The 24,687-nt window shown below is 60.7% G+C and carries 21 protein-coding genes, 1 tRNA gene and 1 pseudogene; 11 read left to right on the top strand and 12 right to left on the bottom strand.

What is annotated here, in order from left to right; all coding sequences use genetic code 11:
* Positions 1-73: 73 nt before the first annotated feature.
* Positions 74-150 (top strand) — tRNA-Met (locus tag AC1RS8_RS18850).
* Positions 151-248: 98 nt separating this feature from the next.
* On the opposite strand, the gene AC1RS8_RS18855 is transcribed toward AC1RS8_RS18850, so the two are convergent.
* Positions 249-1,358: a DUF2817 domain-containing protein gene (locus tag AC1RS8_RS18855; RefSeq protein WP_489339218.1), complete on the bottom strand. Its 1,110-nt coding sequence runs from the start codon at positions 1,356-1,358 to the stop codon at positions 249-251.
* 166 nt (positions 1,359-1,524) lie between these two features.
* Here AC1RS8_RS18855 and ggt point away from each other — a divergent pair, with 166 nt between their 5' ends.
* A complete protein-coding gene (ggt, locus tag AC1RS8_RS18860) occupies positions 1,525-3,357 on the top strand; it encodes a gamma-glutamyltransferase (RefSeq protein ID WP_489339219.1) in 1,833 nt (610 codons plus the stop codon).
* A gap of 78 nt (positions 3,358-3,435) precedes the next feature.
* Here the strand turns inward: ggt and ddlA are convergent, their stop codons facing one another.
* Positions 3,436-4,530: a D-alanine--D-alanine ligase gene (gene ddlA / locus AC1RS8_RS18865; protein ID WP_489339220.1), complete on the bottom strand. Its 1,095-nt coding sequence runs from the start codon at positions 4,528-4,530 to the stop codon at positions 3,436-3,438.
* A gap of 165 nt (positions 4,531-4,695) precedes the next feature.
* On the opposite strand from ddlA, the gene AC1RS8_RS18870 reads away from it, so the two are divergent.
* Together AC1RS8_RS18870 and AC1RS8_RS18875 are read left to right on the top strand one after the other, a co-directional pair.
* Positions 4,696-5,505 carry an AraC family transcriptional regulator gene (locus AC1RS8_RS18870; protein ID WP_090457994.1) on the top strand — a complete coding sequence of 270 codons (810 nt, stop codon included), beginning with the start codon at positions 4,696-4,698 and terminating at the stop codon, positions 5,503-5,505.
* 75 nt (positions 5,506-5,580) lie between these two features.
* Entirely contained in the window at positions 5,581-5,949 is a 369-nt protein-coding gene (locus AC1RS8_RS18875) for a cupin domain-containing protein (RefSeq protein WP_090457996.1), read from the top strand.
* Positions 5,950-5,961: 12 nt separating this feature from the next.
* Here the strand turns inward: AC1RS8_RS18875 and AC1RS8_RS18880 are convergent, their stop codons facing one another.
* The 4 genes and pseudogenes from AC1RS8_RS18880 to AC1RS8_RS18895 all read right to left on the bottom strand — a co-directional run bounded on the left by AC1RS8_RS18880 (position 5,962) and on the right by AC1RS8_RS18895 (position 9,476).
* On the bottom strand, positions 5,962-6,561 hold the full coding sequence (locus tag AC1RS8_RS18880) for a flavin reductase family protein (protein ID WP_489339221.1): 600 nt from the start codon (positions 6,559-6,561) through the stop codon (positions 5,962-5,964).
* Positions 6,562-6,730: 169 nt separating this feature from the next.
* Positions 6,731-7,339: a methyl-accepting chemotaxis protein gene (locus AC1RS8_RS18885; protein WP_489340647.1), complete on the bottom strand. Its 609-nt coding sequence runs from the start codon at positions 7,337-7,339 to the stop codon at positions 6,731-6,733.
* Positions 7,319-8,047, bottom strand: a pseudogene (locus tag AC1RS8_RS18890) (PAS domain-containing protein); the annotation flags it as partial. The pseudogene AC1RS8_RS18890 and the gene AC1RS8_RS18885, both read right to left, overlap by 21 nt.
* A gap of 118 nt (positions 8,048-8,165) precedes the next feature.
* Positions 8,166-9,476 (bottom strand): MFS transporter, encoded by a 1,311-nt coding sequence (locus AC1RS8_RS18895; RefSeq protein WP_489339222.1) that lies wholly within the window; start codon positions 9,474-9,476, stop codon positions 8,166-8,168.
* A gap of 203 nt (positions 9,477-9,679) precedes the next feature.
* On the opposite strand from AC1RS8_RS18895, the gene AC1RS8_RS18900 reads away from it, so the two are divergent.
* The 3 genes from AC1RS8_RS18900 (at position 9,680) to AC1RS8_RS18910 (ending at position 13,189) form a co-directional block, all read left to right on the top strand.
* Positions 9,680-11,098: a short-chain fatty acid transporter gene (locus tag AC1RS8_RS18900; protein ID WP_057713298.1), complete on the top strand. Its 1,419-nt coding sequence runs from the start codon at positions 9,680-9,682 to the stop codon at positions 11,096-11,098.
* Between the two features lie 249 nt (positions 11,099-11,347).
* Positions 11,348-12,520, top strand: coding sequence for a hypothetical protein (locus tag AC1RS8_RS18905; RefSeq protein ID WP_057713297.1), 1,173 nt, complete (start codon positions 11,348-11,350; stop codon positions 12,518-12,520).
* A gap of 144 nt (positions 12,521-12,664) precedes the next feature.
* Positions 12,665-13,189, top strand: coding sequence for an SET domain-containing protein (locus tag AC1RS8_RS18910; protein ID WP_057713296.1), 525 nt, complete (start codon positions 12,665-12,667; stop codon positions 13,187-13,189).
* A 5-nt stretch (positions 13,190-13,194) separates the two neighbouring features.
* On the opposite strand, the gene can is transcribed toward AC1RS8_RS18910, so the two are convergent.
* Positions 13,195-13,839, bottom strand: a complete 645-nt coding sequence (can, locus tag AC1RS8_RS18915; protein ID WP_057713295.1) for a carbonate dehydratase — start codon at positions 13,837-13,839, stop codon at positions 13,195-13,197.
* 169 nt (positions 13,840-14,008) lie between these two features.
* On the opposite strand from can, the gene AC1RS8_RS18920 reads away from it, so the two are divergent.
* On the top strand, positions 14,009-14,413 hold the full coding sequence (locus tag AC1RS8_RS18920; protein WP_489339223.1) for a serine kinase/phosphatase: 405 nt from the start codon (positions 14,009-14,011) through the stop codon (positions 14,411-14,413).
* A gap of 106 nt (positions 14,414-14,519) precedes the next feature.
* On the opposite strand, the gene rimI is transcribed toward AC1RS8_RS18920, so the two are convergent.
* Together rimI and AC1RS8_RS18930 are read right to left on the bottom strand one after the other, a co-directional pair.
* Positions 14,520-14,972, bottom strand: a complete 453-nt coding sequence (rimI, locus tag AC1RS8_RS18925; RefSeq protein WP_407516680.1) for a ribosomal protein S18-alanine N-acetyltransferase — start codon at positions 14,970-14,972, stop codon at positions 14,520-14,522.
* Positions 14,965-15,711 (bottom strand): hypothetical protein, encoded by a 747-nt coding sequence (locus tag AC1RS8_RS18930; RefSeq protein ID WP_057713293.1) that lies wholly within the window; start codon positions 15,709-15,711, stop codon positions 14,965-14,967. The genes rimI and AC1RS8_RS18930 overlap by 8 nt, the downstream gene beginning before the upstream one ends.
* Positions 15,712-15,930: 219 nt before the next feature.
* On the opposite strand from AC1RS8_RS18930, the gene mksB reads away from it, so the two are divergent.
* From mksB to mksF, 3 genes are read left to right on the top strand one after another with little or no spacing between them, the layout of a single operon-like run.
* Positions 15,931-17,208 (top strand): Mks condensin complex protein MksB, encoded by a 1,278-nt coding sequence (gene mksB, locus AC1RS8_RS18935; RefSeq protein WP_174245530.1) that lies wholly within the window; start codon positions 15,931-15,933, stop codon positions 17,206-17,208.
* Positions 17,198-17,899 carry an Mks condensin complex protein MksE gene (gene mksE / locus AC1RS8_RS18940; RefSeq protein ID WP_090457698.1) on the top strand — a complete coding sequence of 234 codons (702 nt, stop codon included), beginning with the start codon at positions 17,198-17,200 and terminating at the stop codon, positions 17,897-17,899. The genes mksB and mksE overlap by 11 nt, the downstream gene beginning before the upstream one ends.
* Positions 17,896-20,736, top strand: coding sequence for an Mks condensin complex protein MksF (gene mksF / locus AC1RS8_RS18945; protein ID WP_057713290.1), 2,841 nt, complete (start codon positions 17,896-17,898; stop codon positions 20,734-20,736). Before mksE ends, mksF begins: the two co-directional genes overlap by 4 nt.
* 211 nt (positions 20,737-20,947) lie before the next feature.
* Here the strand turns inward: mksF and AC1RS8_RS18950 are convergent, their stop codons facing one another.
* From AC1RS8_RS18950 to AC1RS8_RS18960, 3 genes are read right to left on the bottom strand one after another with little or no spacing between them, the layout of a single operon-like run.
* Complete coding sequence (locus AC1RS8_RS18950) at positions 20,948-23,251, bottom strand: PqiB family protein (RefSeq protein ID WP_489339224.1); 2,304 nt, start codon at positions 23,249-23,251, stop codon at positions 20,948-20,950.
* On the bottom strand, positions 23,244-23,867 hold the full coding sequence (locus AC1RS8_RS18955) for a paraquat-inducible protein A (protein ID WP_007997011.1): 624 nt from the start codon (positions 23,865-23,867) through the stop codon (positions 23,244-23,246). The genes AC1RS8_RS18950 and AC1RS8_RS18955 overlap by 8 nt, the downstream gene beginning before the upstream one ends.
* Complete coding sequence (locus AC1RS8_RS18960; RefSeq protein WP_218494193.1) at positions 23,854-24,513, bottom strand: paraquat-inducible protein A; 660 nt, start codon at positions 24,511-24,513, stop codon at positions 23,854-23,856. The genes AC1RS8_RS18955 and AC1RS8_RS18960 overlap by 14 nt, the downstream gene beginning before the upstream one ends.
* Positions 24,514-24,687: the final 174 nt, after the last annotated feature.

Below are 24,687 nucleotides of genomic sequence, written 5' to 3' on the forward strand. Positions count from 1 at the left end.
TTGAAAGCGCAGAGAAATATTTTAGATTTATGCTTGACGCATCCCCGTTACCGGTGAATAATGCGCGCCACTTGGCTACATAGCTCAGTTGGTTAGAGCATAGCATTCATAATGCTGGGGTCCGGGGTTCAAGTCCCTGTGTAGCCACCAAGTACTAAAAACGGCTTACCGAAAGGTAGGCCGTTTTTTTATGCCTTGAAAAAGTACGCTGCGGTTGCAGGAAATCCTCAACCGCATGCGCGCATCGATCAGACGCCAATGGTCGGCAATGCCGATAACGCCCGCTCCCAGATCTGCCAAGTGCGCAACCAGACCATCGCCTGCCAATCGCTATCCGCCGGATAGAACTGCTCCAGCAGATTCAACTTGATCCCGCGCCCCGTTGCGTCGCTCGGGTTGCCATGCAAATGCAGCCAGTGATCATCGCGCAGATGCCGGTGAACGTCCGGCCCCGGGTAAGTCCCACACTCAATGACAAACGGCATCAGCCGTACCTGCGGCAGCGCATCGATCAATGCCTGCGAGGTATAGCCGGTGGCCGTTGCCGCCACGCCGGTTTCGCTCAGGGTATCGGCACCGGTCTGCAGGCTGTAGAGCCACGGGCCATAAATCGCCTGCGCATCCGCCAGCGCCGGATAGGCGGACTCGGTGATGGTCAACAACATCGGATGACCGTATTCGCCAGCGCCCGTGTGCAAGTCGAAACACATGGCGACCTCGGCATGGGCTACGTGCATTTGCACGATCTTGTGCAACGTGCGGTTCGACCAGCTCGGCGCCAGCCCGCCGAAAAACAGACCGTCGGGGTGAGCATGCTGACCGCCCTCGACAATCGACATGACTGCCGGCCAGCCGTGCAGGCGAATCTGTTCGTCGAGCAAGGCATCGGCACGATCACGCTCCGGACCTTGCAACTGTGGGCAGGCATAGATTTCATGCAGGGCGTCATAGGCCTGGTTGTCCGGCAGCGGTCGCTGGAAATCCAGGTGATTGCGGTTCAGGTCGATGTTGTCTTCGTTGACCCGGCGCAACCACGCCATGCCCCAAGGGTTGATGGCATGGACCATGACCACGGCGACATCCGCTGGCAGGGAGCGCTTGTCCAACTCCTGCAGCCATTTGATCTGGCAACCCGAGCCGTAGAAGCCTTCGACTCCGTGGGTGCCGCTCAGCGCGATCAACAGGCGCTTGGCGCCCGGATCACCCAATACCGCCACATCCGTGCTCAGGGACTCACCAAACGGCCCCTTGAGCGGGTGTGGATACTCCGTCAGCGTTGCGCCTGCCGTGGTCGCGGCGACCAGGAACTGTTCACGCTGGGTGCGATAGCTGGACTGGGTGGGGAACTCGGTTTGCATGTCTGCCTCTTGTTGATTTTCCGGCCTGCCTGTTGGCAACGACCCTACAGAAAATCCCGCTTTTGATGAAGGACAAAAGCGTCAATGCCGTGGGACCTGGTTTGCGTCCCTCCCGGTCGGCCGATAGAGTCCACTGATCGTAGATCCAACGGACGGAGTACCCCACGTGTTCTCAACCTTTCCATTGCGCCGCTATCGCCTGCCAACCCTGGTTCTGCTCGCCAGTGCCTTGACCCTGGCCGCGTGCAACAACGCTTCGGTGCCGACGCTGCCGCTCGCACCGGAAAGCGCTTCCGGTTTCCGCACCGACCTGAAAACTCAACATGCCGAGAAATTCATGGCAGCGGCGGCCAATCCGCTGGCGGCCGAAGCCGGGCGGGAGATGCTGCGCCGGGGCGGCTCGGCCATCGACGCGGCGATTGCGATGCAAGCCGTGTTGACGCTAGTCGAGCCACAGTCTTCGGGCATCGGCGGCGGCGCATTGATCGTCCTCTGGGATGGCAAGGCCGTGCGCACCTACGACGGACGTGAAACCGCTCCGGCCGGCGCCACCGAAAAGCTTTTCCTGCAAGCCAACGGACAACCGATGGGGTTCACCCAGGCGCAGATTGGCGGTCGTTCGGTGGGCACACCCGGCGTGCTGCGCGCCCTGGAACTGGCCCATCAAAAACACGGACGCCTGCCCTGGGCGCAGCTGTTTGAACCGGCCATCCAGCTCGCCGAACAAGGCTTCGCCATTTCGCCACGCCTGCACCGGTTGATCGCCGCGGATTCGTCCATGCCTCGCTCGCCGGAAATGATGGCTTACTTTCGCAATGCCGATGGCAGCCCAAAAGCCGTCGGCACAAACTTGAAGAACCCGGCACTGGCCGCCGTGTTCAAGCGCATTGCCCATGAAGGCCCGGATGCCCTGTACAAAGGCCCGGTCGCCGAGGAAATCGCGGCCAAGGTGCAGGGGCACGACAACCCCGGCAGCCTGTCCCTGACCGATCTCGCCAACTACCAGGCCAAGGAGCGCGCGCCGCTGTGCACCGACTACAAGCGCTGGCAGGTCTGCGGCATGCCGCCGCCGTCGTCGGGCGGGATCGCCGTGGCGCAGATCCTCGGCACGCTGGAAGCCCTGGAGACCCGCGATAAACGCCTGGCGCTGGCACCGCTGCAACCGGTCAAGACCACGGCCCCGGCCGGCATCGAACCCGACCCGCAAGCCGTGCACCTGATCTCTGAGGCCGAACGCCTGGCCTACGCCGACCGCGCTCAATACTTAGCCGATACAGACTTCGTCCCCGTGCCGGTCAAGGGCCTGGTCGACCCGGCCTACCTCGCCAGCCGCGCCGCCCTGATTGGTGAACGCAGCATGGGCACGGCCAAACACGGCACTCCGCCGGGCATCCGTGTGGCCTATGCGCCGGACCGTTCGCCACTGCGGATTTCCACCTCGCAAGTGGTGGCCGTCGATGACGCGGGTGGCGCCGTGTCGATGACCACCACCATCGAGTCAGCGTTTGGCTCGCACATCATGGTTCAGGGTTTCATGCTCAACAACGAGATGACCGACTTCTCGTTCATCCCCGAGGAAAACGGGCAAAAAGTCGCCAACCGCGTCGAGCCCGGCAAACGCCCGCGTTCGTCCATGGCCCCAACCCTGATCTTCGACCGCCAGAGCGGCGAATTCCTCGCCACCGTCGGTTCCCCCGGCGGCTCGCAAATCATCGAATACGTGGCCAAATCCACCATCGGCCTGCTCGACTGGAACCTCGATGCCCAAGCCGCCATCAACCTGCCCAACTTCGGCAGCCGCAACGGCCCGACCGAACTGGAACAGGGGCAGTTCAGCCCGACGCTGATTCAGGCGCTGAAAGACAAAGGGCACAACGTGAGCGAGATCGACATGACCAGCGGGACCCAGGCGATTGTTCGGGTCAAGGACGCCCAGGGGAAAGCATCGCTGACGGGAGGCGCCGACCCACGGCGTGAGGGACAAGCGTTGGGGGATTGAGTCGTACGCAGGTGTGAGAAAGGGCTTACAGGTGAGTAGGCCCTTTTGTTTACGAACAAGCGAAAATCAGCAGCGCATTTATCGACTGATCTTCAACCCCTGCCGAACCTGGTGCTTTTCCAGCGCCAGCTCGATCAGTCGCGTCACCAGCTCGCTGTAGGTCATGCCGGTGGCCTGCCACAGTTTCGGGTACATGCTGATGCGGGTGAAGCCAGGCAGCGAATTGATTTCGTTGATCAGCACTTCGCCGCTGTCAGTCAGGAACACGTCGACGCGGGCCAGGCCGGAGCAGCCCAGTATCTGGAATGCTTCGACGGCCAGGGCGCGAATGCGCTCGCTGGCCTCGACACTGATATTGGCCGGCACCACCACTTCAGCAGCCGTGTCGTCGATGTACTTGCTGTCGTAGGAATAGAACCCGCTGCGCACCACGATCTCGCCGCAGCCACTGGCGATGGCGTCTTCATTGCCGAGCACTGCGCATTCAATCTCGCGGCCGCTGACGGCAGATTCGATCAACACCTTGGTATCGAAACTCAAGGCCAGCTCCACCGCTGCGCTGTACTCAGCCTCGTCGGTGACCTTACTCACACCCACGGAAGAGCCCTGATTCGCCGGTTTGACGAACAGCGGCAAACCCAACTTGCCCCGCACCTCGGCAAACCCGGTGCGGGCCGCCGTGGCACGGGTCAATGTCACGAACGGCGTCACGGCAAGGCCGGCATCGCGCAGCAGGCGCTTGCTGATGTCCTTGTCCATGCACACGGCCGAGCCGAGTACATCGGAGCCGACAAACGGCAGATCGGCCATGCGCAGCAAGCCTTGCAGGCAACCGTCTTCACCGAGGGTGCCGTGGACAATCGGGAAGATCACATCGACGTGGCCAAGCAGTTCCTGGCTGGAGGTTTCCACCAGTTGCTGACTGGCTTTACCCGGCACCACGGCCAGTTCGCGGTTGGACTGGTTGAGGGCGATCAGCGCCGGATTTTCCTGATTCAGCAAAAAATTCGAAGGATCGTTGAGGTGCCAGTGGCCTTGTTTGTCGATGCCGATCAGCACCGGTTCGAAGCGTGAACGGTCCAGCGCATCGACGATGTTTTTCGCCGATTGCAGCGACACCTCATGCTCAGCCGAACGGCCCCCGAAAATGATCCCCACGCGCAGCTTGCTCATGACCTGGCCTCACCTGACGAATAGAAAAACGACCTGCAGAGAATGCGCCACACAGTGCAGTATTTGCCCTTGGTTTTCTAGCGTACCTGTCGCCTTGCGATCAGAAGACAGGGAGTCGCTGACTGGGTTACCGTGTTGCGCATCGAGCTCAAGACAATCATCACCATGGCCAAGTACCCGCCTCGCAATGACTGGTTCCATCGCGCGCCCGATGTCGGCGGGCTACAGCGTTTCGAGGCGTTTTTTGCCGGCCATGGCTACGATCTTCACCGCCACGACACCTATGCCATCGGCCACACCCTGGCCGGGGTGCAGAGCTTTCAGTATCGCGGTGGCTGGCGTCACAGCCAGCCAGGCGCAACGATCGTGCTGCACCCGGACGAAGCCCACGATGGCGAGGCCGGCACCGAGTCCGGTTTCCAGTACCGGATGATGTACATCGAACCGGCGCTGATCCAGCAGATGCTCGGCGGCCAACCGCTGCCGTTCATCAAGACCGGACTGTCGAACGACCCCCGCCTGTTTGCTACTACGGGAGCCTTGCTGCGCAGCCTTGATTGCCCGCTCGATCCACTGGAAGAACAGGATGCGCTGTTCGATCTGGCGCAGGCCTTGAGCAGCGTTTCCGGTGTGCCAGCCAAACGCTCGGGTTTCGATTACGTGGCCGCGCAGCGCGCGCGGGAATACATCCACAGCGCCCTCGATCGCACCGTGACACTCGATGAGCTGGCGCAACACAGTGGCCGGGATCGCTGGAGCCTGTCCCGGGATTTTCGCCTGTTGTTCGGTACCAGTCCCTATCGCTACCTGACCATGCGACGCCTGGACATGGTCCGCGCGCTGCTGACTCAGGGGCAGACACTGGTCAGCGCCGCGCTGATCGCCGGCTTCACCGACCAGAGCCACATGACTCGGCAATTCAGCAAAGCCTACGGCTTGCCACCGGCCCGCTGGCTGAACCTGCAGCGGCGCTGAGCCACGCACAATCGTTCAAGAATCGCGTCGAATTGCTGGCTATCGTGGCCCAGGATCAACCACGAGAGCCCCATGATGAACGCCTACGAAAGCCTGAACTTCGCGGAAAAGCTCACCCGGATCGATTCGCACTGGTCGCCCCGGGTCATCGCCGAAATGAACGACTACCAGTTCAAGGTGGTGAAGCTGCTGGGGGATTTCATCTGGCACGACCACTTCGATACCGACGAAACCTTCATCGTTCTGGAAGGCCAGTTACGTATCGACTTTCGCGATGGCCATGTGCTGGTGAACGCCGGGGAGATGTATGTGGTGCCCAAAGGCGTCGAGCACAAACCCAGCGCGGGGCAGGAGGTAAAACTCCTGCTGATCGAACCCAAGGGCGTGCTCAATACCGGCCGCGAAGGTGGCGAGCGCACGGCCGAGAATGATGTCTGGATTTGAGCGCTGGCCGCCTCACGCCTGCAAGGTCTTGCCGTCCACTGGATCACCAATGGTCAAGAAGTGCCCGCCCGCCACGTGGTGCAAGGTGCGCAAGGCGTCTTGCCCTTCGAAGTGCCAGCGGCCTTCGCTGAACACGCGCTCGTCAGCCTGGGCGGCAATCACTTCAGCCAGGAACAGATCGTACTGCTGGTGGTTGTTCGGCTCCGGCAACAGGCGACATTCCAGCCAGGCCACGCAGCCTTCGAGCATCGGCGCATCAACCGACTGGCCGGTGAACGTCTGTAAATCGTAGGTCTCAAACTTGTCGCGCCCCTGGCCCTGGGTCAACTCCAGGCCGGAGGTCGAACCGACGGTCTGCACAATGTCGGCCTGTGCAGCGCACGGAACGTTCAACACAAACGTGCCCGAGGCTTCCAGCAACTGGCGAGTCCAGGTGGACTTGTCCAGCACCACGGCAATTTTCGGTGGTTCGAAATCCAGCGGCATGGCCCAGGCTGCCGCCATGATATTTTGCTGGCCATCGTGGGCTGCGCTGACCAGCACGGTCGGGCCATGATTGAGCAGACGATAGGCCTTGGACAAGGGAACCGGACGGCGGTGGGGAACGCTCATGGAAGTCTGCTCCTGGGGGAAAAGAGCCGATTGTAGCGCCCACGTAACCCTGTGGGAGCGGGCTTGCTCGCGAAGGCGTCAATTCAGTCACCGCTGGGTTGAATGACACACCGCTTTCGTCGGAACGCCGCCCGGAGCAAGCCCGCTCCCACCAAGAGCTGATCTCAGGTCAGTTGGTGAGTTGATTGGCAAACTGCCCCACCGCGTTGACCACTTTCTGCGCGCCGTCCTGGATCTCGACAATCACCGTACCCGCTTCCGCCGCCAGTGCCAGGCCCTGCTCGGCCTGAAGCTTGCCGTCGGTCATCAGCGCTACGGCGTTGCGCGCCATGTCCTGGTTCTGCCGCACCACGAGGACGATTTCGTCGGTGGCCTGGCTGGTGCGCGAAGCCAGTTGCCGGACCTCATCAGCCACCACGGCGAACCCCCGCCCCTGCTCGCCCGCACGGGCCGCTTCGATGGCCGCGTTGAGCGCCAGCAGGTTGGTCTGCTCGGCAATGCCGCTGATGGTTTTGACAATGGTACCGATCACCAGCGACTGCTCGTTCAGCGCTTCGATGCCATCGCCGGCGGTTTGCATATGCCTGGCCAGGTTGCGCATCACGTCCACGGCCTGGGTCACCACGGCGTTGCCGCGCTGAGCGCTTTGGTCGGTTTGCTGCGAGGTGCTGTAGGCGATGTTGGCCGCCTCGGCGACGGCTTGCTCCTGATTGACCTGATCGGTAATCACCGTGGCGAACTTCACCACCTTGTAGAGATTATTGTTGGCATCGGCCACCGGGTTGTAGGACGCCTCAAGCCAGACCGCACGACCATGGCTGTCGACACGTTTGAAACGGTCGGCCACGTACTCGCCCGCATTCAGGCGACGCCAGAAGTTATGGTATGCGTCACTGTTGTATTCTTCCGGCAGGCAGAAGGTGCGGTGATGCTTGCCCTTGATCTGCGCCAGGCTGTAACCCATACCGCTGAGGAAGCGGTCGTTGGCGGTCAGCACGTTGCCGTTGAGGTCGAATTCGATCACCGCCGTGGAGCGCACCAGCGCGCCGATCAGGTTCTCGTGTTCGCGGGAGGCCTCGATGGTGCGGGTCAGGTCGCTGGAAAAGATCGAAAAACACTTGATCCGCCCGTCCGCCGAGCGCACCGGTTGCAGGATCGAACGCAACCACGCTTCCTGGCCGGTACCGCGCAACAGACGCACTGCGCCGGCGAAGTGCTCGCCACGGGTCAACGCGTTCTTGAAGCGCAGCTGGAATTCATCGGATTTCACTTGATCCGGGACCAGATCGTCGATGTGTCGGCCAATCAGGTCGCCGCTCTTGTAATGCATTTCGCCAAGGAAGTTCTGGTTGACCGACTGAACCCGCCCGTTGCTGTCGAGGGTCAGCACCAGCATTTCGCTTTCCAGACTTTCCTTCACTTGCTGGAGGCTGGAGAGTTCTTCACGAAGAGCCGACAGCTCCTGCTTCAAGCGTTTATTGAACATGGGAAAGCACCGATGGACAGGGGTAGAAAGCGATATGCAGCCTAACCATCGGCCTTGGAAACATTTTCTTAAGCGTGCTTCAGGCTTGTCCTACAAAAAATAGTTACGACATGCCCGATCAATACGCGCCAGCCGCAGGACAGCCTGCGATTCTCGGCATCCGCGCACCGAAGTACGCCGCACTGCCCATGCCCACCGCGCCCATCACCGCACTGAACATCACGCAGATCCATGGGCTCCATGGCATCAGACCGATCAACAACAGCGGTGTGACACTCGCCCATGCGGCATAGGCAATGTTGTAGGTGAACGAGATCCCCGAAACGCGAATCCGCGCCGGGAACAGGCTGACCATCACCGATGGCACCGCGCCAACTACCCCGCAGGACAGCCCGGCCACCGCGTAGGCCAGGCCGATCCAGTCGCCGCCCATGATCAGGCAGGCATACAGCACGCCGATGCCCAGCGGCAGCAGCAGGCTATAGAGCATCACCGTGCGCCAGGCGCCGATGCGATCGACCAGCAGCCCGGCGAGCACGCAGCCGATGTTCAAGAACACGATGCCCAGTGCGCTCAAGGCAAAGGTATGGCTGGCGGTCATGCCAAAGGTTTTCTGCATCATGGTCGGGGTGATGACCACGAACACCACCACGGCCGAGGTCAGCACACAAGTGAGAATCATCGCCGGCAAAATGGCCAGGCGATGCTCGCGCAAGACCGTACGCAGCGGCAGTTCGCCAGCCGCCTCGCGCTGCGCCTGCATGGCCGTGAACACTGGGGTTTCGCTGAGCCAGCGACGCAGCCACACGCCAATCACCCCAAACACGCCGCCCAACAGGAAGGGATAACGCCAGGCGTAATCGAGGATTTCCGCCGCAGTGAACGCCTGCGCCAGGAAGGTCGCGGTCAATGCCCCGATCAAATAGCCGAAGGTCAGCCCCGCCTGCAAGAAGCCCAAGGCATAGCCGCGGTGGGCAATGGGTGCGTGCTCGGCGACGAATACCCAGGCACTGGGTACCTCGCCGCCCACCGCCGCGCCCTGGAGGATGCGCAGGGCCAACAGCAGCAAGGGTGCGAAATAGCCGATTTGCGCATAGGTCGGCATGATCCCGATCAGCAGACAGGGCAACGCCATCATCAGGATGCTCAGGCTGAAGACTTTCTTTCGCCCCAGACGGTCGGCGAAGTGCGCCATCAGGATGCCCCCCAGCGGTCGCGCCAGGTAACCGGTGACGAAGATCCCGAAGCTTTGCAGCAATCGAAGCCACTCGGGCATTTCCGGCGGGAAGAACAACTGGCTGAGGGTCAGGGCGAAAAACACGAAGATGATGAAGTCGTAGATTTCCAGCGCCCCGCCGAGAGCGGCGAGCCCCAGGGTCTTGTAGTCCGAGCGGCTGAACGGCGTCGGGCGCGAATCGGTGTTAGTCATGAAAAGAACTCTGGCACAGGCAAAAACCAAGGCGCCCATGGTCTACGTAAATGCACCGGCGGACAACCCGTTAGACCAAAGTCCCATAGCCACGAAACAGCCCCACAAAAAACCTCGGCTTGAATTAATGTTGGCGCCTGTCCAGACGGGCGGTTACTGCCCCGAAGACCACTACAAACATAATAAATCCGAGGTACCCCCCCGTGGCCGCTGATATCGAAGATAGCCGCTCCGCCCGCTTTGCCCTGCGCTGTTCAAGTTTTGCCGAACGCTGGTTTCCCGACTCCTGGGTGTTTGCTGCCCTGGCGGTGATTATCGTGGCCCTGGCCACCATGGCGATGGGTGCCAAGCCCACCGATGCCGCGGTGGCGTTCGGTGACGGCTTCTGGAGCCTGATCCCTTTCACCATGCAGATGGCGTTCGTGGTAATCGGTGGTTACGTGGTCGCCAGTTCGCCACCGGCGGTGAAGCTGATCGACCGCCTGGCGAAAATCCCGAAAAACGGCCGCTCCGCCGTGGCCTGGGTGGCGCTGATTTCCATGGTTGCGTCGCTGCTGAACTGGGGTCTGTCGCTGGTGTTCGGCGGTTTGCTGGTGCGCGCTCTGGCCCGCAGAACCGATCTGAAGATGGACTACCGCGCCGCCGGTGCCGCTGTCTACCTGGGCCTCGGCGCGGTTTGGGCCCTGGGCCTGTCATCGTCCGCTGCGCAATTGCAGGCCAACCCGGCCAGCCTGCCGCCGTCGATCCTGTCGATCACCGGGGTGATCCCTTTCACCCAGACGATCTTTCTTTGGCAGTCCGGTGTGATGTTGCTGGCTCTGATCATCGTTTCACTGATCGTTGCATACGCCACCGCCCCCGGCCCGAACTCCGCACGAGACGCCAACGCCTGCGGGATCGACCCAAGCTTCAACCTGCCACCGCTGCAACCACGCACCCGCCCCGGCGAATGGCTGGAACACAGCCCGCTGCTGACGATTCTGCTGGTGCTGCTGGCAGCCGGATGGCTGTTCCATGAGTTCTCGACCAAACCGGCCATCAGCGCGATTTCCGGGCTGAACACCTACAACTTCCTGTTCATCATGCTGGGTGCGCTGCTGCACTGGCGTCCGCGCAGCTTTCTGGATGCCGTGTCCCGTGCAGTACCGACCACCACCGGTGTGTTGATCCAGTTCCCGCTGTACGGCTCGATCGCCGCACTGATGACTACGGTCAAGGGGGCCGATGCGCAGACCCTGGCGCACCACATCTCGACCTTTTTCGTTAGCATTGCCTCCCACGACACCTATGCCCTGCTGATGGGCGTGTACTCGGCGATCCTCGGCTTCTTCATTCCGTCCGGCGGCGGCAAGTGGATCATCGAAGCGCCGTACGTGATGCAGGTGGCCAATGACCTGAACTATCACCTGGGCTGGGCCGTACAGATCTACAACGCTGCCGAAGCCTTGCCGAACCTGATCAACCCGTTCTACATGCTGCCGCTGCTGGGCGTACTGGGGTTGAAGGCGCGGGACCTGATCGGTTTCTCGTTCGTGCAGTTGCTGGTGCACACGCCACTGGTGCTGTTTTTGCTGTGGGCACTGGGCACGACGCTGACGTATACGCCGCCGGTGATGCCGTGACCCAAATGGTGGTGATGACATAGAACCCTGTGGGAGCGAGCTTGCTCGCGATGACAATGTCACTGACATATTGATACTGAATGTGCCGACGCCATCGCGAGCAAACCCGCTCCCACTGTGGTTTCTCCCACATTGAGAGTGCACTTTGCCTGACAGCTTTTTACCTCCCCCCTCTAGACCAACCGCCGCCTGCGGTTTCAGTATGTAGCACCCACGCCAACGGGAAACCACGCTGAAAAGGATCTGAGCATGCTAAAACTTGCAGGACTGACTCTCGCGGCCCTCACCCTGAGCGCCGCTGCCCACGCCGATGTCGCCCTGAAACTGGGCAGTACCGAACGCGTTACCCGTCTCTTCGCCTATCCCAACAACTGCAACGTGATCTGCTTTCGCAACTGGACACTTGAACAGACCGTCGAGCATTACCTGACCCAAAGCGTGCAGCGTGATGGCTACACCGGGGCGAAGGTTCTGATCAAGACCGATAACAATCAGCTTTATGCCGAAATCAGCGGCGTACCCAACGGCTATGAAAAGCCTCTGGCCGCGCTGCTCGACGCCGGTGACCTGGCCTACAACGGCGCCAGCAAACTGAATGCCGATGGCAAGTGGGCGTATAGCTGGTACCTGTTCCTGCCGTTGGGCATGGCCCTGGAAAATCGCAAAAGCGTCGAACTGCTGCACTTCCCGCCAGACTATTCGCTGACCCAGGCCCAGGATTACCTGAGGTCCGCCACTACGGATCGCTGGGCCACGCTGCTGACTGCCAACGGCATCCCGGCCGGGCAGACGCCGGGCTACCAGACAATCATCGACATCGCCCCGATTGCCGCGCCGTCCAACGCGGGCAAAGACCTCGAAGGCGTCTACGGTTACTTCAAGGATTACCAGACCACCATGGTCAAGGAAGTCAGCCTGAACGCCAGCGGCGCAGCCCTGCCGATGGTCGCCTTCGGCGCACCGGTGCGTAACTGGATCAAAGAGCAATACGGGCAGACGGTGAACGTGTTGGGCCTGGTCCAGATCACCCCGGACAACGGCGTGAAAGTCCCCGTGCTGGGCTCCAACCATCCGAGCTACATTTGGTATGCCGCCGATCCGGCAAGCTACACCGGCAGTGACGCCCAGGCCAAGGCCGATGCGGCAGGCCTGAAAGTCATGGGTCAGGATTTGAGTGCTGCGTGCTGGCAGGCCGCCATGGGCCGCCAACCGGACAGCAATCCGGACGTTGAGCTCAATACCTGCAGGCAAACCTGGCAAGTGGCCCAGAAAGAAAAAACCTGCGAGCTGTTCTACACCTCGATCCGCAACCTGTCGCCCCAACAGGCTGTGGGCAAATGCGCGACAGCTTCGATCGTGTCCCAGCTCAAGCAGCTCAAGGCCCCGGCACCCGCCACGGCGAAACCTGCTCCGCCGTTGTAACCCGATGAACGGCGAAAAATCTGTCACTTATGACAGTAGACCGCCCGTGGTATCTGCGAGAGGCTTGGGCTGAACCCATGTGCTGCTGTGCTGACAGGACCGTCGGTGCAAAGAAGTAGCAGCACCCAGCAGACAGGGATTGTTATGAAAGCTCACGCCCCTCAACGAAAACGCCCACAACCGCCGCAAGGTGTTTACCCCTTTTCGGAGCTGCCCGTTCGCCTGGGATTTCCTTCCCTGGCCGACTTCGAAATCATTGAAAACGCCAAGGGCGAAGCCACGGGTATTGCCGCACGGCGCGAATTCCCGCGAATCACCCGTATCTGCCGGGCGTCGGGGCATTTGCTGCCCTACCGCTGCCGGCATACCCGCCAGCTCGCCCCGGGCATACACGTCTACGACCCGCGCTTCTGCGGACTGTTGCGACACTCCTGCGACCCCAATGTCTTTCTGGACTTGAGCGAGTTGTGGTTATGGGCGCTGAAGGACATCAGCAAGGGGGACTGGCTGACCATGGACTTCGCCGCCACCGAAGACAAACTGCAACGCCAATTTGCCTGCCAGTGCGGCTCATACGAGTGCCGTGGCTGGATTACCGGCTACGACGAGTCGCCAAACGCCGACGGCCAGGCGTTTCTGCAACGCTGGCGTCGGCAACGTCATTATTGACGGTATTACTGAGGGTCGACCGGACGCAGGCGGTACTGCGGCGGCAGTTGCTCGAAGCCGCTGATGGTGGTGTTCAGGCTTTTCCAGCGACCGTCCTTGATGCCGTAGATGCAACCGTGGACCGACAGGCTCTGCCCGCGGTGCCAGGCATTTTGCACAATGCTGGTATGGGCGACGTTGGCCACTTGCTGAATCACGTTGAGTTCGCAGAGGCGGTCGACCTGTTCCTCTTCGGTGGCCAGTTTGGCCAGCTCTTCGCGCTTCTCGTAGTAGAGATCGCGAATCGAACGCAGCCAGCCGTCGATCAGGCCGAACTGGCGATCCTGCATCGAAGCGCGCACACCGCCGCAGCCATAATGGCCGGTGACAAGGATGTGTTTGACCTTGAGCACATCGACCGCGTACTGAATCACCGACAGGCAGTTGAGGTCGGTGTGCAGCACGACGTTGGCCACATTACGGTGTACGAACAAATCGCCCGGCAGCATGCCGACGATCTCGTTGGCCGGCACCCGGGCGTCGGAACAACCGATCCACAGGAACTCTGGGGTCTGTTGGCGAGCCAGCTTGGCGAAGAAGTCAGGATCTTCCTCCTTGATCGCAGCGGCCCAACGCTCGTTGTTATCAATCAGATCTTGTAATTCGTTCATGCTTTGAAGCCTCAAGAATGATGCGCAGCTTTGACTGACAACCGTCCGTCGGGGTCACGCGCGAAAATGCAGATGCTCTCCTGATCCGGAACACGGGGCTCCATGCCGGTGGAATTCTCGGTAGCCACGGGGGTCAACCGTAGTAGGGACTACAGTATGAGGAATTGCCATGAATGATTCACGACGTCCGTACGATGCGGTGCAACCGGAACCCGTCGATGACAACGAAGACCGCATGGGCTCGGTGCGTGAGCTGGATTTCGACGCTGAAGAACCCAGCACCAGAATCGGTGACGAACTGCCGGAAAAGGAGCGCGAGCAACTGCTGCCGCGCAAGCGCGGAAGTGAAGCGGGCCTGACCGCTGCCGCGACCGGTGACCATCAACCTACCGATGACGATCTGAGCCCGGAAACCCTGATCCGTGAGGACGGCGCCCGGGATGCCCATGAGGCGGGCAATGATAGCCGTGCGGATTGGGACCTGAGCATCGTCGATGAGGACGATATCGGCGGTGGCAATGGCCTGGATGAGGCTGAACTGGCTCAGCGCGATCCGATGGACGGCAAGCGCTGATCTTCAGTGTCTGAAAGATCGCCATCGCGAGCAGGCTCGCTCCCACAGGTTTTATGTACGACACAAATCTCTGTGGGAGCGAGCCTGCTCGCGAAGCTTTTGAAGCTCAATCCACCAAAGTGCAGGCCATGACCACCGCATCTTCGCGCCCGCCCACCGCCGGGTAGTAATCCCGACGCCGGCCGATCTCGTTGAAACCATATCGCTCATACAGCTTGAACGCCGCGGTATTGCTGTCGCGCACTTCCAGGAAACACTCCCGGGCGTCGGCCTTGTAGGCGATCGACATCAAATGCTCAAGCAATGTCAGCCCCAGGCCACGCCCCTGGTTTTCCGGCTTGACCGTAATGTTGAGCAGGTGCGCCTCGTCGAGGATGATCTGCACCACACCGTGGCCGACCTGTTGCTGACCTTCGAACATCAGCCAGATCTGATACTTGCCCAGGCCATCGAGGAAAATCCCGCGGGTCCAGGGATGGCTATAGGCCGCATATTCGATTTTCAGTACAGCTTCCAGGTCCGACTCGGTCATCGGGCGAAACGATACAGCGTCACTCATTCGATTCTTTCCAGCGCGCCATCAGCCGACGCATGGCTTGCCAGACATCAGCCTTACGCTGTGGCTCTTCCATTAATAATTCCAGGCCCGGCACCGCCCAGGCCGAGCCCAGGCCTTCGATCTGCAATTCGCGATTGAACGCCTCGGCATCCGCTTCGCCGGCAAATCGCACCGCAGGCAAGCCGATCAGCCACAAGCAGGCGCAGGGCGTTTCTTCCATGCGCACCGAGAGAAAACCTTGCACGAAGTCACGGGCCGCTTCCGGGCCCTGATCCATCGTGCCACGCACCAACAGCGGCCAACGCACCGGCTCACCGACGATCTGCGGACTGTCCGGCAGACCGGCGGCGCGCAGCATGTCCTTGAGCAGCAGGTAGGCAGGATCGCGAGTCTGGAAGGATTCACCTGTGGGTAACTCCACCAGCAGCAGGCAACGCCCGGCCCGCAATAATTGCAGGGCGAAACGCGGGGGCGGCACGATGGGTGCCTTGACCACGGCTGGCGTCTCTTCGGCCTCTTCCACCGGTTTCGCGCCGGTGCGGGTGCTGGCCAGCGATGGCCGTGGCACCTCGATCTTCACCCGCTCGGCCGGCTTGGCCACAGGCGCCACGGGCGTATCGGCCACAACAGCGGGCACGACAGGCGCGACCACAACCGGCTCGGGAATCTCGAGCAGCTCGGGCCGCGACGGCGCGGCAAAGGGCAATTCGGTGCGCGGCAGCCAGTTGACCACCTGCATGGCGGCCAGATAAGCGCGACGACGGGACTCGATAAGCAAAGGTCGGCCACTTGTGGATAACTAAAGTGCGCTGATTCTACCGCCGTTCGCTGAAGATCGCCCGCAGTTGATCGATGCACCTTACCGAAAAGAAGGCGACAGTCCGTCCCGAGAGTGAATCGCATTGCCCCCGATGCAGTACAATCGCGGCTTTTAATCGCCAACCAGCCGGCCATTCCGATGATCGAACCCAAGCGCGTCTTGCGCGCCCTCGCTGAACACTGGGCACTTCTGGAGCCACTGTGCGAGCACTTCGACCAAGGCACTCTGAGCCTGAACGAACTGCGCACGCAACTGGCCGCCCAGCAACTCGACAGTACGCCGCAGGACATCACCAGCCTGCTGGATGTGTGGATTCGCCTCGACATCCTGGTTCCCGTGGCCAAAAGCCCGAACCGTTTCGAGCTCAATGCGCAGATTCACGACTTTCTCGCCTATCTGCGCCGTGAACACCGTCTGGGCCTGTGCCTGGAGATCGAAGCCTACCTGCGCCACCTCGAGCGTCTGGCCGGTTATATCCAGGACGCATTCGATATCCGCGACGGCAACGACCTCGCCCGCCAATTGCGCCTGCTCGACATGCGCGTGCGTGACGTGCTGAAAAAACTCGATAACGACGAACAGGCACTGGTGGCCGTCGCCGAACGGGCGAAAACCAGCGACCGGCAGATTCCGTTGCGCCAGCGTTATGCTGAAGTGCTGGCGACCTGGGACGAATACGTAGAGCCAATGATTGATCTGGTGAACGCCGACGGCGCCTTCGAACAAGGCGTGCGCAAGGTCGAAACCGTCCTGCTGAAGATGCTCAGCGAACAGCAGCGCCTCGGCCACCTGGTCGACGACGACATGTTGCTGCGCACCCACGCGCGCATCCTCGAAATGCAGACCAGCGCCCAGCTGACCCTGCGTCACGCCCGCGAGCTGCTGCTGCCGCTGCGCGAAGAAGCGCGCCGGCACAACGCCGTGACCCGTGGCGCCGCATTGGCCCTGTCGATGATCCGCCGCAAAGGCATCGACGCCGTGCCGCAAGCGGCGATGCCGATGTTCACTCGCCCACAGAGCACCTTCCTCGGCAGTGCCAGCCAGGTCGAAGCCTACGTTTATGCCCTGGCCCGCTTCGAACCGAAACCGGCGCGCTTCCCCAAGGCTCACAAGACCCAGAAAGGCGAAGCGCCACGGGCGCCACGCACCGTTCGGGAAATGCTCGAACGCTGCGAAGACGCCCTGCCGATGCCGGACCTGATGACCTGGCTGCTGGAGCAGGAACCGGACGGTGCCACCGACGAACTGTTGTACTGGTTCTCGCGCCTGTCGCGGGAAAAACGCTTCAAGCGCGAGCGCCTGGAACGTCGCGAATACCATACTCACGAGCACCAGGTCAGCCTGCGCTCCTTCGCCCTGCTCTCGGTCAGCGACACCGCCGCCGAGGATTCTGCGAGCACTCCCTATGCATCTTGATCTATCCGAACTGTCCCAGCTGGCGCCGATCTTTCGCGAGCTGTTCAAGGGTTATCACGTCAGCCGCCGCGATCCGGAGCTGTACGCACAGTTGTCGAACTTCCAGGACCAGTACCGCACGCTGTTCAAGGCCCTGGGCTTTGAACTGGTCTGCGACACCCGTGGCTTCTACTACTTCGTGCCGGACCTCGCGGCGGCGGCGGTGAACAAGACCGCCCAGCGTCTGGCGCTGTTCACCTTTATCCTCGTCGAACACCTGGCCGATCAGGGCCGCGACCCGATCGCCGTGCTCGACGGCGGCAGCCTCGGTCGCGATGAATTGCCGTCGCTGCTGGAAAAGTACCGCGACCTGTTCATCCAGGCCGAAGTGCAGACCCAGGACGAGCTCGAAGAAAAGATCATGCGCCGCATGACTCAGCTCGGTTTCGCCAGCGAAGAGAACGGCGTCTACCGTTTCCTGCCGCCGATGCACCGCTTCCTCGATGTGTGCCTGTCGGTGCAACAGGACCGCGATCTGGCCGCCAGCCTGCACAGCGTCCTGCCGTTGCCGGTACCGGTGCTGATCGACGAAGACAGCGACGAAAAGCTGTTGCAGACCGATGACCCGCTCGACCTCGCGGGTTTTGAAGACGAAAGCGAAGAAGACGCACTGGCCCGCGCCATCGCCGAAGAACAGGAGCTCGACGCATGAGCAAGGAACGTTACGGCATCCGCCGCTTTGCCCTTTTGAACACCGCCGGCTACAGCCTCGGCCTGTTCCCGCTGGAAGAGCCGCTATCGGTATACGGCGCCAACAACCTGGGTAAATCCGCCTCGATCAACGCCCTGCAGTTCCCGATCCTGGCGCGCATGTCGGACATGAGCTTCGGCAAGTACAGCCTGGAGCAGTCCCGGCGCTTCTACTTCGCCTCGGACACCAGCTACATCCTGGTGGAGGTGAACCTGCCCCACGGCCCCCACGTGATCGGTGTGGTCGGCCGCGGCCCGGGCGGCGGCTTCGGTCACCAGTTCTTTGCCTATGCCGGCAAACTGGACCTGGCCCACTACCAGAAAAACGACACCTGCCTGCGCCAGAAAGAACTGTTCACCAACCTTGAGCGCGAAGGTCTGAAAGCCTACGAACTCAAGCCGGACGAACTGCGCCGCCTGCTGGTTGGCGGTCACACTTCGATCCCGCTGGACCTGACGCTGATCCCGCTACGCTCCACCAGCGAGCAGAGCCTGAAGACCTTCCGCGCCCTGTTCATCAACCTGCTGCACATGCGCGAAATCACCGCGGCCAAGCTCAAGCAGCTGTTCCTCGATGCCTTCGAGCACAGCCTGCGCTCCGGCAGCGTCGACTACATCGCCGCGTGTGAAGAAGCGTTCCGCGATGTACGACGCATGGAGCAGGACTACAACTCGCTGGTCGCCGCCGGCCCGCTGGTCGAAGCCCTGGCCAACGGCGTGAAGCAACGCGACATTCTGCGCGGCAAACTGCACCGGATCTCACCGCTGCTCGACTCCTTGCTCGGCACCTGGTCGGACTACGCCAGTGCGCGCAAGGAAGAGCTGACCATTCAGGCCGAGCACTACCGCAACGAGCAGGATGCCCTGCAAAACGACCAGCGCGGTGGCACCCAGGAACTGATGCGTCTGGAACGGGAAATCACCGGCATCCAGCGCTGGCTCGGCGAATTGTCGGTGCTCAAGCATCGCTTTGCCCTGGTCGATGACGTCAAGGTGCTGGAGCAGCAGCTGCTGGCCGCCAAGGACGCTCACGATGAACTGGCCGGTGCGCTGGCACAGTCCCGCCAGTTCAGCGCCGAAGACCTGGACGAGCGCCTGCGCGACCTGGAAAAACGCCTGAAGTCGGTCAAGCAGCAGCTCGATCACGCCGACAACAACAGCTACGCCCGTCTGCGTGAAGAATTCTCGCAGCAAGACGTCGAACGCCTGATGCGCCTGTTCAACAGCGCACTGTTCAGCCTGCCGCTGGGTGAACACGGCATCACCCTCGACGACGACGGCGAGTGGGTCAAATCCGTGGAGCTGATCCTCGACGGTTTCAAAGGCGAACGCTTCGAAGTGCCGGGCCTGTCCATCGACATCTCGCACATCGAACCACCGGCGCTGCAGGCCCTGGCTGACCGCGCAGCCCTGCGCGACCAGAAGGAGCGCCTGGACAAAGAACTCAAGCAACTGAAGACCCAGCAGGCCGTGGCGGCCGACCGCGCCGCGAGCAAGACCCAGACTGAAGTGCTGTACCAGCAAGTGCTGGATGCGCAGAAAGCCCTGGAGGATTTCCGTCGCGCGCAAACCCTGAGCGCCGAGGAAGGCGACAAGCTGGAACAGATGGCACAGATGGAAGCCGCACAGGACGAATTGAAGCGTTCCAGCGATGCCTTTACCGAGCGCGTCCAGCAACTGTCGGCCAAGCTGCAACTGGTCGGCCGCCAGATCGGCGACATGGAAGCCAAGCAACGCACCCTCGACGACGCCCTGCGCCGCCGTCAGTTGCTGCCCGCGGACCTGCCGTTCGGCACACCGTTCATGGACCCGATCGACGATTCCATGGACAACCTGCTGCCACTGCTCAACGACTATCAGGACAGCTGGCAAGGCCTGCTGCGGGCCGACGGCCAGATCGAAGCGCTGTACGCCCAGGTACGCCTCAAGGGCGTGGCCAAGTTCGACAGCGAAGACGATATGGAGCGGCGCCTGCAACTGCTGATCAACGCCTATGCGCATCGTACCGACGAAGCCCTGACCCTGGGCAAGGCTCGCCGTGCCGCCGTGACGGACATCGCCCGGACCCTGCGCAACATCCGCAGCGACTATGACAGCCTCGAACACCAACTGGCACTGTTCAACCGCGAGATCAACAAACGCCAGGTCTCCAACCTGCAAAGCTTCCGCATCGTGCTCGCACCGAACAAGGAAGCGCTCAAGCACATCGACCAGATCATTCACAGCGCAGGTCAGTACGAAGAAGGCGAAACCCTGTCGGTCTTCGATCTGAGCCAAAGTGCCGAGCAGGACAACAAGAACGAAGAGGCCAAGGAATACCTGGCGCGGCTGGTGGCGGCCAACCACAACCAGCTCGGCCTCAAGGACTTGTTCGAACTGGCGTTCGAGATCACCAAGGTCAACGGCCAACCGGTGATCCACACCGACATCGACGGCGCGGCGTCCAACGGCACCACCATGACCATCAAGGCGCTGACCAACATGTACTTGTTGCTGCACTTGATGGACCGTGACCAGGCAGGTCGCGTGCGCCTGCCGTACTACCTCGACGAGGCGGCGGACATCGATGAGAAGAACCAGGCCGCATTGCTGGAAACCAGCCTGCAACTGGGCTTCGTGCCGATCCTGGCGAGCGTGAAGCCGCAGGTCTGCGCCAGTGTCGCCATCGACCTGGAAGGTGGCAGCGGCCCGGCCGGTATCTACATCGATGAGGCGGACTGGAAGTACATCCGTCGTCACGATCAGGTAAGGGCGACGATCAACGAACAAGCGGATGAACCGGAGCTGGATGCGGTCTGAGGCTTGAATCGAAGGCAATAAAAAGGCCGCGGTCCAATGGATCGCGGCCTTTTTCATAGATGTGTCATTTAGCTTTGCAGTGAACTTCAGAGCCTCTTCGCGGGCAAGCCCGCTCCTACATTTGATCGCATATCTTCAGGAACAACCCAGTCCCCTGTGGGAGCGGGCTTGCCCGCGAAGGCGTCATCACTGACGCCACATAACCCTCCGACTATTTACCGAGGGAGATCTTCGGCGCCCAGCCCAGCCACTCCTCTTCGAACTTGTCGAACAGCGCGAACGTCTGCTCCGGTCGCGCCGGGCTACCCATGCGCTCGCCATCCGGCGTGGCAAAGGCGACACCGCCCTGAATCATCGTCTCCAGTGATTCAGTACGCACCGTTGCACCTTTGAACAGGCCGACATCGAAGTCGAAACCGCTGGTGTTCCAGAATCGTGTACCGCTGCGTACCAATGGCGCGTACTTCGGCTCGATCAGGATATGGATCAGCACGCGATCAGCGGTCTGGCCCAGTTCATAACCGGTCACCTTGCCCACGGTGATTTCGCGATACGTCACCGGCACCCCGGCCTTCAGCGAACCGCGACGTGCCGCGCTCAGCACCAGACTCAATCCCGCTTCCTGCTTGGCAGTTTCGGGCGCGGCTGCCAAAACGACAAAGTTCTTCTGCGGTCCCAGGTTCTTCGGCGCCGGTTGTACCTCGATGTATTGCCCGGTCACCAGGGTTTCGAGGTTGGACGTCTTGATCAGGCCCAGTTCAGGCTTGACCACCCAGAACTGACTGCCGACCCGGGCAATGCGCTCTGGCACTTCGGTAATCCGCGCGGTCAACAGCACCGATTGCAGGTCCTCGCTGAGATCAACATCCTCCACCTTGCCGACATCCAGCCCCTTGTAACGAATCGGAGTGCCGGTACGCAGGCCATCAGCGCGATCGAGCTTGAGCGTGATGACTTCGCCCTTCTGCGTAGCGTCTTCATGGTTCGCGAACAGACGGAAACGTGGAATACGCTTCTGCAACGGGGCGTTGTCCTGCGGGGTCTCGAAGGCAATGCCGCCGGCCATCAAGCTTTGCAATGACTCGCTTTTAACCTGGACCCCGCCGGTCAGTCCGCCCGTGAGGGTGATGCCACTGGCGTTCCAGAAGCGCGTCGAGGCGTTGACCAGGCCTTCATATTCCTTCTCGATGTGCACTCCAATGATCAGTTGTTTCTTTTTGCGGGAGAACTGATAGCTCTGTACGGAGCCGACTTTGACCTGCTTGTAGAGAACCGGGCTGCCGACTTCCAGCGAACCGAGGTTTTCCGTGAACAAAACAAGGTGCAGGCCCGGTGCACGCAGATCCAGCGGCGGTGCCTTGGCCCGGGCTACAAACTCCCGCTGTGGCGCCGAACCCTTGTCGCCAGGCCGCACAGCGATGTAGTTGCCTTTGACCAACGCTTCGAGGCCGGTAATCCCCGCCAGGGAAATCGACGGCTTGACCACCCAGAACTGGGTGCCTTCGACCAGGTAATCCTCGGCCAATGGGTCCATCGTCAACTCGGCGGTTGCGCCAGACAGATCCGCATCGACCTTCAGCGTTTTCAGGCTGCCCACCTGAATACCCTTGTACATCACCGGTGTGCGACCGGCCTGCAAGCCGTCGAAATCACTGAGCTTGACCTTCACCCGGATACCGGCGGCGGCGGCGTCAAAGTCTTCATAGAGTCTGAACGGCAGGCTCGGATCGGTAGGCGGACTGTCCTTGCGGTTTTCGGGTGTGGCGAACGCAATACCACCGGCGACGATGCTGGCCAGGGACTCACTGCGGACCTTCACACCCGACAGATTGGCGTCGATGCTGATGCCGCTGGCATTCCAGAAACGTGTGTGTTTGCGCACCAGTTTGGCGTAAGTCGGCTCAATGAAGACCTTGAGCTCGACAGTGTTCTGGTCCTCGGACAATACATAGCTTTTGATCTGGCCCACTTTGATCTGTTTGTAAAACACCGGACTGCCACGGTTCAGCGAGCCCAGGCGGTCGGCCTTGATAGTCAAGTGCAGACCGGGCTGGGCATCGGAGAGCGGCGGTTCCTGGGCCAGGGCCTTGAACTTGCGGACCGGCTCGCCTTCCCCCGGGCTGATGGCGACATAGTTACCTGAAACCAGCGTCTCGAGACCGGTAATCCCTGCCAGCGTCACGCTCGGCTTGACCAGCCAGAAACGCGTGCTGGTTCGCAGGTATGGCTCTACGTCCTTGTTCATTTCGATGCTGGCGATCACGCCTTTGGAACTGCCTTCGTCATCGAGCTTGAGACTTTTGACCTTACCGACCGACATGCCTTTATAGACAACTTCGGTCTTGTTGGCCTGAATGCCCTCGCCGCTCTCAAAACGCACCTGAATCTCGATACCGGTCTCGTTATAGGCACGCCAGCCGAGCCAGCCGCCAATGATCAAGGCGATCAGGGGCAACACCCAAATGGCAGACCAGTTCGAAGCCGGTCGGGTTTTCGCTACAGGCAAATCAGTCATGGTCGTCGTCCGACTCCGTGTTATCCCAAATCAGTCGGGGATCAAAAGTTACCGCGGCAAGCATCGTCAGAATCACCACCGTGGCGAAAGCGATGGCGCCAAGATTGGCTTCGATGCTGGCAAGCCGCCCAAAATTCACGACCGCCACGAGGATGGCAATCACAAAGATATCGAGCATCGACCAGCGGCCGATGAATTCAATGAAACGGTACATCCAGATACGCTGGCGAGCCGAAAGGGGCTGACGGCGCTGCACGGAAAACAGCAGCAGAGCGATACCCACCAGTTTGAACGTGGGCACCACGATACTGGCGATAAACACCACGGCCGCAATGGGGAACATTCCGTAGTGCATCAGTTCGATCACACCTGCCATGATCGTGCTCGGCGCACCTTTTCCCAAGGAGTTCACGGTCATGATCGGCAACAAATTGGCCGGTATGTAAAGAATGGCGGCGGTAATCAGCAATGCCCAGGTGCGCACCAGGCTATTCGGGCTGCGGGCGTGCACCAGCGCCCCGCAGCGCGTACAGACTTGCTCATCGGTATCAGCTTCCTGCCTGTTCAATTCATGACATTCCTTGCAAATCAGAATGCCTGCATCAATCGCCCGCATGGGCATCCTCTCCTGATAACGCTTGCCAGATCTGGTGAGGCGACATTACGACCTCCAGCCAGACTTGAACCAGCAACAAACCAATGAAGCACACCAGGCCGAGGCCTACGGTGATGGCTGCCATATCTGCCAGTTTTACGATCGCCACCAGTACGCCCATGAAGTAAACCTCGAGCATCCCCCATTCGCGTATATGGTGATAAATGCGATAGAGCAGCAAGCCGTAGCTGCGTCCGACATCAAAACGGATACTCAACAATACGGTCAGTTGGCACAGTAGCTTGAGCAGCGGGATCCCCATGCTGCACAGGAATACAATCACTGAAACGCTTTGCATACCCGTGTCAAAAAGGGCAACAACGCCGCTCCAGACAGTGTCTTGCGAAGACTGCCCGAGTAGATTGAGCTGCATGATGGGTAAAAAGTTCGCCGGAATAAACAACAACAAAGCGGCTATGACAAGGGCGAGACTGCGCTGTACGACGTTGTACCGATTGGCATAAAGCTCGTAGCCACAGCGCGGGCACATGGCTTTTTCGCCATGGGCGAGTTCGGGTTTACGCATGAGCAAGTCGCACTCATGGCAGGCAACCAGATTTTCCAGTGGTATTTCTGACAGCTCTTTGGCGTCAACCGAATCCGGCATAAGCGCTCTGACTCTGAAAAAGTTGGACCTATTCTAGTGTCCCGGGACAAAAATAACTGCGCCAATTTGTGCTTGATTGATCGTGCTTTTTCTACGACAAAAACAAAACCCCTACCTGCATACGCAGATAGGGGTTTCGGAATTTAATCTTGACGATGACCTACTCTCACATGG

The sequence above is a fragment of the Pseudomonas sp. GW821-FHT12A04 genome (assembly GCF_058807755.1).

Coding starts and splice junctions, on each gene's coding strand:
- AC1RS8_RS18920 (WP_489339223.1), top strand. CDS start 14,009: ATGAATGATTCACGACGTCCGTACGATGCGGTGCAACCGGAACCCGTC.
- AC1RS8_RS18930 (WP_057713293.1), bottom strand. CDS start 15,711: ATGCAGGTGGTCAACTGGCTGCCGCGCACCGAATTGCCCTTTGCCGCG.
- mksF (WP_057713290.1), top strand. CDS start 17,896: ATGAGCAAGGAACGTTACGGCATCCGCCGCTTTGCCCTTTTGAACACC.
- AC1RS8_RS18895 (WP_489339222.1), bottom strand. CDS start 9,476: ATGACTAACACCGATTCGCGCCCGACGCCGTTCAGCCGCTCGGACTAC.
- rimI (WP_407516680.1), bottom strand. CDS start 14,972: ATGAGTGACGCTGTATCGTTTCGCCCGATGACCGAGTCGGACCTGGAA.
- mksE (WP_090457698.1), top strand. CDS start 17,198: ATGCATCTTGATCTATCCGAACTGTCCCAGCTGGCGCCGATCTTTCGC.
- AC1RS8_RS18910 (WP_057713296.1), top strand. CDS start 12,665: ATGAAAGCTCACGCCCCTCAACGAAAACGCCCACAACCGCCGCAAGGT.
- AC1RS8_RS18875 (WP_090457996.1), top strand. CDS start 5,581: ATGAACGCCTACGAAAGCCTGAACTTCGCGGAAAAGCTCACCCGGATC.
- AC1RS8_RS18950 (WP_489339224.1), bottom strand. CDS start 23,251: ATGACTGATTTGCCTGTAGCGAAAACCCGACCGGCTTCGAACTGGTCT.
- AC1RS8_RS18960 (WP_218494193.1), bottom strand. CDS start 24,513: ATGCCGGATTCGGTTGACGCCAAAGAGCTGTCAGAAATACCACTGGAA.
- AC1RS8_RS18870 (WP_090457994.1), top strand. CDS start 4,696: ATGGCCAAGTACCCGCCTCGCAATGACTGGTTCCATCGCGCGCCCGAT.
- AC1RS8_RS18880 (WP_489339221.1), bottom strand. CDS start 6,561: ATGAGCGTTCCCCACCGCCGTCCGGTTCCCTTGTCCAAGGCCTATCGT.
- AC1RS8_RS18905 (WP_057713297.1), top strand. CDS start 11,348: ATGCTAAAACTTGCAGGACTGACTCTCGCGGCCCTCACCCTGAGCGCC.
- can (WP_057713295.1), bottom strand. CDS start 13,839: ATGAACGAATTACAAGATCTGATTGATAACAACGAGCGTTGGGCCGCT.
- ddlA (WP_489339220.1), bottom strand. CDS start 4,530: ATGAGCAAGCTGCGCGTGGGGATCATTTTCGGGGGCCGTTCGGCTGAG.
- mksB (WP_174245530.1), top strand. CDS start 15,931: ATGATCGAACCCAAGCGCGTCTTGCGCGCCCTCGCTGAACACTGGGCA.
- AC1RS8_RS18955 (WP_007997011.1), bottom strand. CDS start 23,867: ATGCGGGCGATTGATGCAGGCATTCTGATTTGCAAGGAATGTCATGAA.
- AC1RS8_RS18855 (WP_489339218.1), bottom strand. CDS start 1,358: ATGCAAACCGAGTTCCCCACCCAGTCCAGCTATCGCACCCAGCGTGAA.